This window comes from Streptococcus sp. KHUD_012 (assembly GCF_052588255.1).
On record NZ_CP159355.1, the window covers coordinates 2,065,218 to 2,077,693 of the forward strand.

12 protein-coding genes, 1 tRNA gene and 1 other RNA gene are annotated in these 12,476 nt (G+C 43.7%); 4 read left to right on the forward strand and 10 right to left on the reverse strand.

Features of this window, described 5'->3' with window-relative positions:
- Positions 1–76: 76 nt before the first annotated feature.
- The 5 genes from ABVF55_RS10020 to ABVF55_RS10040 all read right to left on the reverse strand — a co-directional run bounded on the left by ABVF55_RS10020 (position 77) and on the right by ABVF55_RS10040 (position 3,303).
- Positions 77–820, reverse strand: coding sequence for a 16S rRNA (uracil(1498)-N(3))-methyltransferase (locus tag ABVF55_RS10020; protein ID WP_320909521.1), 744 nt, complete (start codon positions 818–820; stop codon positions 77–79).
- A 1-nt stretch (position 821) separates the two neighbouring features.
- Entirely contained in the window at positions 822–1,772 is a 951-nt protein-coding gene (gene prmA, locus ABVF55_RS10025) for a 50S ribosomal protein L11 methyltransferase (protein WP_320910009.1), read from the reverse strand.
- 137 nt (positions 1,773–1,909) lie between these two features.
- Entirely contained in the window at positions 1,910–2,383 is a 474-nt protein-coding gene (locus ABVF55_RS10030; RefSeq protein WP_320909522.1) for a GNAT family N-acetyltransferase, read from the reverse strand.
- Entirely contained in the window at positions 2,380–2,820 is a 441-nt protein-coding gene (locus ABVF55_RS10035; RefSeq protein ID WP_320909523.1) for an NUDIX hydrolase, read from the reverse strand. The genes ABVF55_RS10030 and ABVF55_RS10035 overlap by 4 nt, the downstream gene beginning before the upstream one ends.
- Positions 2,821–2,832: 12 nt before the next feature.
- A complete protein-coding gene (locus ABVF55_RS10040; RefSeq protein WP_155125043.1) occupies positions 2,833–3,303 on the reverse strand; it encodes a DUF3013 family protein in 471 nt (156 codons plus the stop codon).
- A 114-nt stretch (positions 3,304–3,417) separates the two neighbouring features.
- On the opposite strand from ABVF55_RS10040, the gene ABVF55_RS10045 reads away from it, so the two are divergent.
- From ABVF55_RS10045 to ABVF55_RS10060, 4 genes are all read left to right on the forward strand, one after another.
- On the forward strand, positions 3,418–4,689 hold the full coding sequence (locus ABVF55_RS10045) for a replication-associated recombination protein A (protein ID WP_445285298.1): 1,272 nt from the start codon (positions 3,418–3,420) through the stop codon (positions 4,687–4,689).
- A 66-nt stretch (positions 4,690–4,755) separates the two neighbouring features.
- Positions 4,756–4,948, forward strand: a non-coding RNA gene (ssrS, locus tag ABVF55_RS10050) — 6S RNA.
- 5 nt (positions 4,949–4,953) lie between these two features.
- Positions 4,954–5,026, forward strand: a tRNA-Lys gene (locus ABVF55_RS10055).
- A gap of 245 nt (positions 5,027–5,271) precedes the next feature.
- The gene (locus ABVF55_RS10060; protein ID WP_049474411.1) at positions 5,272–5,805 is read left to right on the forward strand and encodes a hypothetical protein; all 534 of its coding nucleotides are present in this window, start codon (positions 5,272–5,274) and stop codon (positions 5,803–5,805) included.
- A gap of 286 nt (positions 5,806–6,091) precedes the next feature.
- On the opposite strand, the gene ABVF55_RS10065 is transcribed toward ABVF55_RS10060, so the two are convergent.
- The 5 genes from ABVF55_RS10065 to groL all read right to left on the reverse strand — a co-directional run bounded on the left by ABVF55_RS10065 (position 6,092) and on the right by groL (position 12,467).
- Positions 6,092–6,799, reverse strand: a complete 708-nt coding sequence (locus tag ABVF55_RS10065) for an ABC transporter (RefSeq protein WP_156672047.1) — start codon at positions 6,797–6,799, stop codon at positions 6,092–6,094.
- Complete coding sequence (locus ABVF55_RS10070) at positions 6,796–7,476, reverse strand: ABC transporter ATP-binding protein (protein ID WP_445285299.1); 681 nt, start codon at positions 7,474–7,476, stop codon at positions 6,796–6,798. The genes ABVF55_RS10065 and ABVF55_RS10070 overlap by 4 nt, the downstream gene beginning before the upstream one ends.
- Before the next feature lie 288 nt (positions 7,477–7,764).
- Positions 7,765–9,051 carry a sensor histidine kinase gene (locus tag ABVF55_RS10075; RefSeq protein ID WP_445285300.1) on the reverse strand — a complete coding sequence of 429 codons (1,287 nt, stop codon included), beginning with the start codon at positions 9,049–9,051 and terminating at the stop codon, positions 7,765–7,767.
- Positions 9,052–9,082: 31 nt separating this feature from the next.
- Entirely contained in the window at positions 9,083–9,817 is a 735-nt protein-coding gene (locus ABVF55_RS10080) for a response regulator transcription factor (RefSeq protein WP_445285301.1), read from the reverse strand.
- Positions 9,818–10,841: 1,024 nt separating this feature from the next.
- Entirely contained in the window at positions 10,842–12,467 is a 1,626-nt protein-coding gene (gene groL / locus ABVF55_RS10085) for a chaperonin GroEL (RefSeq protein ID WP_445285302.1), read from the reverse strand.
- Positions 12,468–12,476: the final 9 nt, after the last annotated feature.

Genomic DNA, 12,476 nt, shown 5'->3' on the forward strand with positions numbered 1-12,476 from the left:
ATTCTGGGATCCACCTTGCTTTCATCATTCGTAACAGTTTTTTGTAAAAAAATAACGAAGCGATTCCTTCACTTCGTTAGTTCATTAATTCTGTAACAACACTCACGGCGCTGAGAGCATAGAGTGGTGCTGTTTCTGCTCGTAGGATGCGAGGCCCAAGTCCTGCAAGGACTGCTCCTTTAGCTGTAAAACTTTCAATTTCTGCAGGAGAGAGGCCACCCTCTGGTCCAAAGATAAAGAGCAATTTAGCTCCCTTCTCGAGTCCAGTAACTGCTTGCAAGAGAGCAGCAGCTTCTCCCTCTTTAGCTGACTCTTCATAAGCCACCACGATGCGGTCAAACTGATCGAGTTGAGCTAGAAAGTCAGATTTTTTCTCAAAAAGGGTGATACTTGGGACCAGATTCCGCTTGCTTTGCTCGGCTGCTCCAAGAGCGATTTTTTCTAATTTTTCGACCTTTTTACCCAATTTTTTGCCATCCCATTTGGCAACCGACCAGTCTGCAGGGAAGGCCCATATTTGGCTAGCACCCAGTTCCGTCACTTTCTGAGTGATGAACTCCAGTTTGTCTCCTTTGGGAAAGCCCGATGCGATGGTCACTTGGATGGGTAGTTCCACATTGTCAGCCAATTCTTCAACCAGCTCCAATTGACGAGCTTCTACATTTACCACGCGCGCCAAGCGCTTGATCCCATCATCAAAGACCAAAGTCACCCCATCATCTTCTTTTAAGCGCATGACCTGAAACATGTGCTTGCTGGTTTCCTTGTCCTCGATGGTGACAGGTGAGCTAGCCAAACCTTTTACAAAATACTGCTGCATGCTAGCCTCCAATCACACCGGAGACGTCCTTGGTCTTCTTGAAGACACAGGCATTCCATTCCCCTTGGATCATGTGGGTTTCAAGGAAAAATCCAGCCGATTCAGCCGACTCACGCACCATGTCCCACTTGTCCTTGATAATGCCACTCATGATGAGGTAACCTTCGTCCTTGACCAATCGATAAGCATCATCTGTCAGATGGATAAGGATATCCGCCAAGATGTTAGCCACGATGACATCTGCCTCAATCTCCACACCCTTGAGCAAATCGCCTGGGGCCACATGGATGTTTTCCATACCAGGATTGAGCTCAATATTTTCCTGAGCGACGCGAACTGCTACATCATCCAAGTCATAGGCGAAGATTTCCTTGGCACCTAGAAGCGAGCTAGCAATAGAAAGGACGCCTGATCCTGTCCCCACATCTAGCACTGTCTCCCCGCCACGAAGGACTTGCTCTAAGGCAAAGAGGCTCATCTTAGTGGTCGGGTGAGTTCCTGTTCCAAAGGCCATACCAGGATCCAGCTTGATAATCTTTTCTCCAGCAGTCGCCTCATAGTCCGTCCATGACGGCACGATGGTCAAGTCATGAGTGATGCGAGCTGGTTCATAGTATTTCTTCCAGTTGTCGGCCCAGTCTTCCTCAGCCAAGGCAGTCGTGCCCATCTTGACCTCTCCTAGATCCATAAAATCCGTCAATTCTGCTAAGCGATCCTGCAAATCCGCTTCAACTGTTGCTACATCAACCGTTTCCGGGTAGTAGGCGGTCACCACGATTTCTTCTTGCTGCTCGACATCAGGAAAAATCTCACCGAAGCGGTCCACGTTGCCCACATAGTCCATGCTATCTTCGATCGCGACCCCTTGGGCACCTAACTCGATCAAGAGGTTGGAGACTAGTTCCTCACCCTCACGCTTCACTGTAACTTTTAACTCTTGCCATGTTTCCATCATTAAGATACCAAGCCCGTAAAACACAAAGCCAAAATAGGAAACTCTCTGAAGACACTTGTGTCTAGGAGAAGTTTATCTTTTTGGCACAGTGTTTAGGGCGGGTTCAGTTTAGAAATTTAACCGAACCATCCTTTCTATTTCTCTATCAATTTTTTCATGTAGACCATATCCATGCCTTCTTTTTCAGGCTCGATATGGGTTTGATGGTAGCCATTCTTCTCGTAGAACGCGACCATGCCTGCATCCTGTAACACCGTACACAAATCCCATTGTCTAACGGTTGAAAATTCCTCTTCTAGCAAGCGCAATCCTTCAGATCCATACCCTTTTCCCTGATACGGAGGCAGAATCGCTGCGGTCCCCAACCAAGCTTCCGTTAACTCTTCATTGGTCTGAACTCGTAAAAATCCGATGTTTTCTTCATCTTTTTTTACAAAGTAGTAATAGCTATTGGGACGCTCTGCCAGTTTCCATTTGATTCGTTCACGGTCCTCCAGATAAGGATCATATTCATCCTGGTATTTTTCATAAACTGCCTTAAAACTGGCTCTTTGAATGGCAATAATGGTTTCTAAATCCTCTGCTCCTGCTTTCTCAAGTCTTATCATACACTTTCCTCCACATAATCACGTACTCGTTCTTGCAATTGGGGAACAACTCGATCTGAAGTTAAAAACTCTTCAAAGCTCACTAACTTATAGCCCTGTCCCTCATCTCCAAAGTCGATGCGATCAAACTCTTCTTGGGCTAGATTGCCAACTAGAAAAACAAACTGTTTCTTCTCATCCAAGATGCCAGGATAGATCCCAGACCAGATGACGTCATCTTTCGACAGTTGGATGTTCAATTCCTCATAAACCTCACGCGCCACACACTCAAAAGGTGTCTCATTTCCTTCCCGACCACCACCTGGCAAGTCCCACATATTGGGGTAAGGAATCGTTTCTTTATCATCGCGCAAGATGGTCAAAATTTGCCCCTCACAAATCAAGGCAATTTTACAACCCGTAAATTCGAATCGTGCTTCTAAGCAATCCTCAAGCATGAGCTTTCCCTCCTAGTATCTCGGATAAGGATAAAAGGTGCTTTCATCTAGGCCAACTTTGCCTTCTTCAAAAACTTCTTGGTTCCAGACGATCTCAAAGCTCTCTGCTTCTTCGTCTGCTAAGAAATCCATGAGCTCATCCAAGGCCAGCTCGGCTGTATCTCGGAGGAAAGTCGCAAAATAGGCTAGAAACTCACGAGACAAGCCTTTTTTAGGCTCATAAGGAATCGCTGTTAAATAGGCATCTTCCTCCACATGAGACTTGGCTGGATTGTAGAAGAGCACGGCTTCTTCAAAGAAGATATCCTCGTCAGATTCTTCGCCAGCTTCATCAACCAGTGCAACCCCTCCCGTATTCTGCGCTTCCAAGAGAAAAGCCACTTCTACCGCATGGTTTTTCTTATCCCAATTGATCTCAAAATCAAAAGGAAAAACCTTGTCCATCTCCTCTTCTAAAACATCCAAAAATCCGTATTTAGACATAGCGTCCTCTTTCTAATTTCCCACTCTTAGAGCGGAATATGATACAATAGTTACTACAATCTTACCATAAAAACCGCCTCTTTGAAAGGAGACAAAGCTAGAAAGGAGAAGGAAATGCCCGACAATCTCGCACTCCGTATGCGACCACGGACGATCGATCAAGTCATCGGTCAACAGCACCTGGTTGGAGAAGGCAAAATCATTCGTCGCATGGTCGAGGCCAATCGTCTGTCCTCTATGATTCTCTATGGACCTCCGGGGATCGGAAAGACCAGTATTGCTTCTGCGATCGCAGGAACGACCAAGTATGCCTTTCGGACTTTTAATGCAACGGTTGACAGTAAAAAACGCCTACAAGAAATCTCAGAGGAAGCCAAATTTTCTGGCGGCTTGGTCCTGCTTTTGGACGAGATCCATCGCCTCGATAAAACTAAACAAGATTTTCTCCTGCCTTTGCTCGAAAGTGGTCTGGTCATCATGATCGGTGCAACGACTGAAAATCCCTTTTTCTCTGTCACACCCGCTATTCGTAGCCGGGTACAAATCTTTGAGCTGGAACCGTTGACGACAGAGGAGGTCAAGCAAGCTCTAAAAACGGCGCTGGATGATCCCGACCGTGGCTTTGACTTTCCAGTCGTGCTCGATGAGGACGCTTTGGATTTCATCGCTACCTCAACCAATGGAGATCTTCGCTCTGCCTTTAATTCTCTCGATCTGGCGGTGTTGTCAACTTCTGAAAATGCAGAAGGGATTCGCCATATTACGCTAGAGATCATGGAAAACAGCCTCCAGCGTAGCTACATCACCATGGACAAAGATGGAGACGGCCACTACGATGTGCTCTCTGCCCTACAAAAGTCTATCCGTGGTTCGGATGTCGATGCTAGTCTCCACTACGCCGCTCGTTTGATCGAAGCCGGAGATCTACCCAGCCTCGCTCGTCGCTTGACTGTCATCGCTTATGAGGATATCGGTCTGGCCAATCCAGATGCGCAGATTCATACCGTAACAGCCCTTCAAGCCGCTGAGCGCATCGGCTTCCCTGAGGCTCGCATTCTCATCGCCAACATCGTCATCGATCTAGCCCTTTCGCCTAAGTCCAACTCAGCCTATGTTGCCATAGACAAGGCCCTGTCTGATCTGAGGACATCTGGCAACCTTCCCATTCCTCGCCACCTCCGCGATGGTCATTATGCTGGAAGCAAGGAACTGGGAAATGCACAAAACTATAAATATCCCCACAACTACCCCGGCAACTGGGTCAAGCAGGACTACCTGCCAGACAAGCTCAAACACGCGTCCTACTTTATTCCCAATGAAAACGGCAAGTACGAGCGTGCTCTCGGAGCTACCAAGGAGAAGATTGATCAATTCAAGAAAAAGTGACATCGGTTTCAAAAAAATGAGATTTTTTCTTGAAATATTTCCAAAATGTGGTATCATATACATATAGAAACGCTGTGGTGTACGAACTCACACTTAAGTGTTGACCGACTATTTTTTGTATTATTAGGGAAACAAAAGACTTCTGGCAGTATGCAGGCCGTTTCACGCGGAAGCAGCTAAGTCAGAGCGAGTTGCCCACCTGCTTAATTGCGCGGGTTCAATACAAATCGTGAAGTTTCGGCACCAATACAGCTTTTTATATTTGCCTCCTTAGCTCAGTTGGTAGAGCAGTAGACTCTTAATCTATGGGTCACAGGTTCGAGCCCTGTAGGGGGCATTTTTTATGCACAAAAAGCCTTGAAAACCAAGGCTTTTTGCTTATTTCAAAAGCATTGGCTCATATTTTTATATACTATAATGTAGCTTACGAAGTTAAATCATTCTACACCATTGTTATTCCATTTAAAATAAAAACCAGCTTTGAACCCTACCAAACAATTGACAGTTCTTGCCTGAATCCGCTATGATAAGGGTACTTGAAATTCCGAGTTTTCATAGCATTTAAAATGTAAGGAGTCCAAAATGAAAATCTATTATTCAAAATATGTCGGTGGTGGCTATCTACTCTTTGCATCGGCTATATTCATTCAAATTTTCTTTCTTCTCTTACATGGATTGATCGACTTTTCTCAACTAAATCTTCTCACTGTGATTCCAACCGTCCTCTTTTTCGCTGCTATCTACGCAACAATTGCAGGCATCAAAAGACTGACTAGCCACAGAGTCTCCTTTGAATTCACCTTTGAAGGTATTGAGGTCTATCCCGGACTCTTCTTCTCAAAAGAAATCTTCATTCCCAAAGAAGAATTGTTGCGAGCATCGTATGTTGAAGTGGACGTCAGCGACCCTGATCATGTCAACAGCAAGGCTTGCTATTTAGATTTTAACCTCAGAGAAGTCACCCAGCTAGAAGATATTTCTAAGTCAAACATCATCATCAATACAAGCACCTTGAAATTGCGTCTCGCCCTTAGCCTCTGTCGATTTAGAGAGGAAGAAAAAGCCGAGTTAGCGACCTATCTAAAAGAAAACTACGGCATTGATTTTTTCTATTAGCATGTAATAAAAAAGCTCTCCATTAGAACTTTAGAATAGCAAGATCTTTCCAAGCACTTGACGAACGAATACCAAATAACCATTTTGTAGCAAAGAAAAAGAGGCCGGGACAAAAGTCCTGGCCTCTTTTTCTTTGGATTGTCTAGCAAGACGCAGTGGTTGAGTGGGCTCTACTACGCTGATTTCATCAGCTTTTACAGCCCTACTCAACTGTGCGGAGGTGGGACGACGAAATCGAATTCTAACGAATTACTGATTTCTGTCCCACTCTCTTTTTTATCTGCTCTTAGTTCCCCATTTTTCCTTTGGGTACGAGCAGATAGAAAAATAGCAAATTCAATCCAAATACGGCAACAAAGAGTCCTAATTGGGTGGCATCGATCGTTTGTTTCTCGGTCAAATCTTGGATCAGCTTTGTATAATAATAGCCTGGGAAAGCCCGTTGTAGCTTGCCAACCAAGTCCATAAATCCTCCACTTGCGCCAAGCGTATCAAAGGGAATAATGGTCATGGCGGCTAAAATAATAACAGGAAAGCCAATGGTATCAATCGTCTTGGCATCTACCCTCACCCCAAGTACAAAGCCAATCACACTAAAGTAGATCCCCATCAAGGATAAGAGGAAAAATTGTACCAACAGGCTAGTCGTCACTGGAAAGTGAAAACCTAGGACAGCAACAACTAGCACCGCTAAAAAGATCAAGCTGTTCAGAATCAGTTGTACAATCGATTGATCCCATAAATAGTTCTTGACACTATAGCTTGTAAAGTGGGATTCAAAAGAATAAAACCCGATATCTGAGGCGATTCGCTTACTAAAAGTTGCAAGGCTATTGCCAATGACCCCGATAAATACGGCAATACCTAATAAAATACTTGGCGAAACCCCTTTTTGAAGCTGATAAAAGAAGATATACCAGCCTATGGGTAAAATAATGGTGAATAATACAAAGCGCTTATTTCGTAAAACTTGTTTTAATTGAATCTTTTTCATGCTTGTTCCCCTCCTTTATTCATCTCTTCCCGGAAATACTGCTCAATGGTTTGACCAGCCTGGTGAATGTCCTCAACAGTCTTTGTGGCAGCAATTCGACCATCTTTTAAAATCAGGACTTTTGTAAAAAAGGCATCGATTTGGTTAAAATCATGGGTCACCACAACAGATGTAAACTCTTGCTGCTCCAGTAGTTTCCAAAAGTTATCCACTGCTTCCAAGTCCATGCCAGTCGTTGGCTCATCTAAAAAAATCAACTTTGGATGATTCAAAATAGTTAACAACAAGGACAAGCGTCTCTTTTGACCACCGGAAAGACTTCCCACCATCTGCTCTCTTGATTCTCTTAATTCGACCATTTCTAAGAGTCCATTGATATCAGCCTGCTTCAGCTGATTCATCCGGCTTTTTAATTCGACGAATTCAGCAACGGTTAGATCCTCGATGAGCAGATCCCCCTGAGGCATCATCCCAATTTCTCTTTGAAAATCAAGCGAAGTCTTTATCGTCCCCGAATCGGCCTGGAGCTGTCCAGCGATAATATTGAACAGGGTGCTTTTACCTGCCCCATTATTTCCCAGCAAGGCAATTTTGTCTCCTTCTTCTATCGAAAAGGACACTCCCTTTAATACAGCTTTCTCCTTAAATGATTTTGTAATAGATGCTACCTGAAACATACGATCCCTCTTTTCTTATTGATCTTGTATACAGTATACTTCAAAGGGACAGTCTTTGTAGCTCTCTGTCAGAATCGGTCAGAAAATCGTCGTGAATGGTCAAAAAAGAGGCTGGGACAAAAGTCCTAGCCTCTCAATTATTTTTGATTGTCGAGCAAGACGCAGTGGTTGAGTGGGCTCTACTACGCTGATTTCATCAGCTTTTACAGCCCTACTCAACTGTGCGGAGGTGGGACGACGAAATCGAATTCTAACGAATTACCGATTTCTGTCCCACTCTCTCTTCTATTATTCCTTCCAAAAGGTCAGACTCTGAGTAAATCGGTAGTTTGAACTCTTGGTAGACACTGTCGTTTTGGGATACTTTTCCAGTAATTGTTGGATCTTGTACAAGCCAAGACCGCGGCCATCTCCTTTACTCGAGTAGCCCTTTTCAAAAATTCTCGCCAGATCTATTTTTTCAGCTTTTGTACTATTTTCAACTATTAAGATGAGGGAGTTTTCCTCCTGGAGCATGGCAAGAGTCAGCTGGGGGTCCTCTGATTCAAGACTCGCTTCGATAGCATTGTCACAAAGGATGGATAAGAAGGTGATGAAATCTAAAACCTCGATGAATAAATCACGAACTGGTTCATCGATCTCGACAGAGATCCCAATCCCTTTATTTTGAGCTTCCAATAATTTTGCGGACAGAACACTTTTTACAGCTGGATTTTCGATGTGACTGAGTTTGGCAATATCAAACTTACTATTGTAAAATTGCTGGCCACTCTCTCGAAGAACATTCTCATAGACTTCCCTGATCGCATTGAGGTCTTCGTGCTCAATACTTAATTTGAGACTGGTTAAAATATTCAGGTAATCATGACGAAAGGCACGAATCTCCCCGTAGAGCATTTCGACGTGTTGGCTATAGGTGGCTAACTCCTGCAGTTGCCTATCTTTTTGTTCCAGAATCTCTTGTTTCAATCGTTCTTTGGACACTGCATTGAAATACAAGAGCATCACAAAAAACAAAATCAAATAAATACTATTTAACTGTTTCCGCAAAGCATCTGCATGCGGAATAATATCCTCAAAAACCACCAGACCTACAACACTGAGCAAATACACAAACATGGAAAGATCCATTGGGAGTAAGAAACGATTAAAATACTGCCGCTGAAATCCTACTTTTAGATCTGTAAAATCTAGTTTTAACAATTTAGTGATTCCTATATAAACAGGAAAGACCAGCAATTCAAGTAGAGCATCATACCAGCTGACAGATGCCTCATGAACAAGTACGATCCCTAGCATTGGAAAGACATAAAAGGCTAGGAGGCGCCCAATGAGACTCTCCATGACAACCGGGTAGAGCCCGTAAAAAATATTCAAAAGGTGTCGTATGTTACGATTTCGATAGAAACTATAGGCAATAAATACTAAGAAATAGCCAAAAAAGCCTACCGGTGGCACAAGGGTAAAGATAATTGCAAAGAAGAAGGGGCACAAAAAGAGCCAGCGCAAGGTGAACTCTTGTCTACTGATATGACGATAGATCAGCATGCTGACGAAGAACTTTAGGTAGGACATTAGAATATCTAACAGCAATTCTTTCTCCCTTCTATTTTTTCAAAGCTTCCAGTAAGCCTCTGTACTTGGTCCGTGAGATCAAGCAATTGTCCCCATTTTCAAAAAAAGCTTTCTTGGCTTCTTTATCAATCTTCGTAATATTTTGCGGATTCACCACAAAGGAGCGGTGGCACCGATACAAGCGGGGATCTGCTTTTTCGATATCGGCAATACTAGCGTAAAATTCCAAGCGCTCATCCTGGGTGTGTAAAATAACCTTGTGAATAGTTGGAGACGTTTCAACATACAAAATCTTATTAAAGGGAACTTGTACACGCGCCATCGCACTCTCAAATGTAAAAGCATCTTGTGCAATCGTGGTCCCAGCTTGCTCCAAGGTATAATCGATGGCTGAGCTGATTCTCTCTCTGAACTCTTCCTCACCCAGCGTTTTATCGACAAAATCCAAAGCGGCTACTTTGTACTGAAAGGTAATGGGCATGAATTCAGAGTGAGTGGTGACAAAGACAATGGTCGCATGGGGGTCTTTCTTACGAATCTCTTTTGCAATCTCCAGACCCTTTTTCTCCTCACCTTTAATCTCGATATCTAAAAAGAATAGGTGATGAGCGCCTCTCTCTGTGATAGCATCTAGCAACTGGCTTGATTTCCCAAACACTTCTGGCGCTTTGCATTGCAAGGATTTCTGAGTAATCAGTTCCTGCAAGACCGCTTCGATACGCGATTGTTGGATCCATTCATCTTCTAACACAAAAATCTTCAACAAAGTCCTCACTCCTTCCCCTCTACGAATATGTTCTATTTTACCATAAATGATGCCTGCTGAGCCACTCTTTCAAAAGAGACTTAATAGCCCTTCTACCTTTTCTCCTTAACAAAAAAACTCTCCCGGAGGAATCCGGAAGAGCTTGCGCAAGGGGAATTTGAAAAATATTTTTTAATATGAAAAAGGTCGATAAAATCTATGCTATGTTCAAACTCTCATTTTACTAACAGCGATATTACGATCAAGTTTTATTGTCAATAGACATGTATGTGGGAAGTTCTCCCCTTGCAACAATTGTAGACCTGTGATCTACTCTTACTAGTATACACTAGAATTATTACAAAATCAGTTAATTTGTATTGCAATTTGTTGGCAAATATTCCTCCGCCTGAAAACATCACAAACGCTTGATTCCCAAGCATCTACACAAGTCCTCTTTAATTAGTATTTATCATTTCTGTTACAAAATTTAAAATAAAAATATTATTCCATAACAAATAAAAATCCCAAAGCACGATAAAAAGAGGCTGGGACAAAAGTCCTAGCCTCTCAATTATTTTTGGATTGCCGAGCAAGACGCAGTGGTTGAGTGGGCTTTACTACGCTGATTTCATCAGCTTTTACAGCCCTACTCAACTGTGCGGAGGTGGGACAACGAAATCGAATTCTAACGAATTACCGATTTCTGTCCCACTCTCTTTGAGCTAGTAAGATGATTAGGTAGGCCGCAACATAGCGGCTGGCGTCAAATGATTAAAGGCAAAACCTCAATCGTGTAACAGTTACGACGTGAAAAGGGAGGAACGATACTTTCCTCCCTTTGAGCTAGTAAGACACTTCGGCAAGGCACCATGGTGCTTGCCATAACAATAAATGCACCTGATCAATTAATCAAGGGGTTACGACGTGAAAAGGGAGGAACGATATTTTCCTCCCTTTGAGCTAGTAAGATGATTAGGTAGGCCGCAACATAGCGGCTACCGTCCAATGATTCGGTGCTTTAGCACCAATCATTGGTATCAGGTTACATCATCCCACCCATCATGCTTGGATCCATTCCTGGTCCTGCTGGGGCTGCTGGTTCTGGTTTGTTGGCTACGACTGCTTCGGTCGTCAAGATCAGACTCGCTACGGAAGCGGCGTTTTGAAGGGCTGAACGGCTCACTTTAACTGGGTCGATGATTCCTGCATCAATCATATTCACCCATTCACCTGTTGCAGCATTGAAACCTGTTCCGACTTCGGCATTTTTCAAGCGATCAATCACAATAGATCCTTCGTAACCGGCATTGTGGGCAATTTGGCGCACTGGCTCTTCCAAAGCACGAAGAACGATATTGCGTCCTGTTGCTTCATCCCCTTCTAATTCAAGGGCTGCGACTGCAGAGATGACATTGACAAGAGCTGTACCACCTCCGGCAACGATCCCTTCTTCAACGGCTGCGCGAGTCGCATTAAGGGCATCTTCGATACGGAGTTTCATTTCTTTCAATTCTGTTTCTGTTGCAGCACCAACCTTGATTACGGCAACGCCACCAGACAATTTAGCCAAACGTTCTTGTAATTTTTCACGGTCAAATTCAGAGGTTGTGGTTTCGATTTGTGACTTGATGACCGCCACACGGTTAGCGATCGCTTCTGGGTTACCAGAACCTTCGACAATGACGGTACTGTCTTTATCAACTGAAACTTTAGCTGCTTGACCAAGTGCTTCAATGGTTGCATCTTTCAATTCCAAACCAAGATCATCTGTAATGACTGTACCACCTGTCAAGATGGCGATATCTTCTAGCATAGCTTTACGGCGATCTCCAAATCCTGGTGCCTTAACAGCTACAACATTAAATGTACCACGGATCTTGTTCAAGACAAGCGTTGGAAGAGCTTCGCCATCCACATCATCTGCGATGATCAAGAGCGGACGGTTGCTTTGAAGAATACTTTCCAACAAGGGCAAGATTTCTTGGATATTTGAGATCTTCTTGTCAGTAATCAAAATATATGGGTTTTCAAGATCGGCTACCATTTTTTCATTATCCGTCACCATGTATTGTGAGAGGTAACCACGATCAAACTGCATGCCTTCAACCACTTCAAGCTCGGTTTCCATTCCACGAGACTCTTCAATGGTGATGACCCCATCTTTGCCAACTTTTTCCATGGCTTCTGAGATATATTCACCAACTTTTTCAGAACGCGAAGACACAGCAGCTACTTGAGCAATGGCTTCCTTGCTGGACACTGGAATCGCAGTGTTTTTCAATGCTTCTACTGCTGTTGCAACAGCAGTCTCGATCCCACGGCGGATGCCGATTGGGTTAGCACCTGCAGTGACGTTTTTGATCCCTTCACGAACGATAGCTTGGGTCAAAACAGTCGCAGTCGTTGTACCGTCACCTGCGATATCATTGGTCTTAGAAGCCACTTCTGATACCAATTTGGCACCCATATTTTCAAAATGGTCTTCCAATTCGATTTCTTTGGCGATGGTCACCCCATCATTTGTGATCAAAGGCGAACCAAATGATTTTTCAAGAACCACATTGCGTCCTTTAGGGCCCAACGTAACTTTCACTGTATCTGCTAAGACATCGACACCACGAACCATTGCAGAACGTGCATCTGATGAAAATTTAATATCCTTTGCCATTTCTCTTAC

Excerpts from the sequence above, each read along its gene's own strand:
- ABVF55_RS10045 (WP_445285298.1), top strand. The coding sequence starts at position 3,418 with ATGCCCGACAATCTCGCACTCCGTATGCGACCACGGACGATCGATCAA.
- ABVF55_RS10065 (WP_156672047.1), bottom strand. The coding sequence starts at position 6,799 with ATGAAAAAGATTCAATTAAAACAAGTTTTACGAAATAAGCGCTTTGTA.
- groL (WP_445285302.1), bottom strand. The coding sequence starts at position 12,467 with ATGGCAAAGGATATTAAATTTTCATCAGATGCACGTTCTGCAATGGTT.
- ABVF55_RS10035 (WP_320909523.1), bottom strand. The coding sequence starts at position 2,820 with ATGCTTGAGGATTGCTTAGAAGCACGATTCGAATTTACGGGTTGTAAA.
- ABVF55_RS10070 (WP_445285299.1), bottom strand. The coding sequence starts at position 7,476 with ATGTTTCAGGTAGCATCTATTACAAAATCATTTAAGGAGAAAGCTGTA.
- ABVF55_RS10040 (WP_155125043.1), bottom strand. The coding sequence starts at position 3,303 with ATGTCTAAATACGGATTTTTGGATGTTTTAGAAGAGGAGATGGACAAG.
- ABVF55_RS10030 (WP_320909522.1), bottom strand. The coding sequence starts at position 2,383 with ATGATAAGACTTGAGAAAGCAGGAGCAGAGGATTTAGAAACCATTATT.
- prmA (WP_320910009.1), bottom strand. The coding sequence starts at position 1,772 with ATGGAAACATGGCAAGAGTTAAAAGTTACAGTGAAGCGTGAGGGTGAG.
- ABVF55_RS10020 (WP_320909521.1), bottom strand. The coding sequence starts at position 820 with ATGCAGCAGTATTTTGTAAAAGGTTTGGCTAGCTCACCTGTCACCATC.
- ABVF55_RS10060 (WP_049474411.1), top strand. The coding sequence starts at position 5,272 with ATGAAAATCTATTATTCAAAATATGTCGGTGGTGGCTATCTACTCTTT.
- ABVF55_RS10075 (WP_445285300.1), bottom strand. The coding sequence starts at position 9,051 with ATGTCCTACCTAAAGTTCTTCGTCAGCATGCTGATCTATCGTCATATC.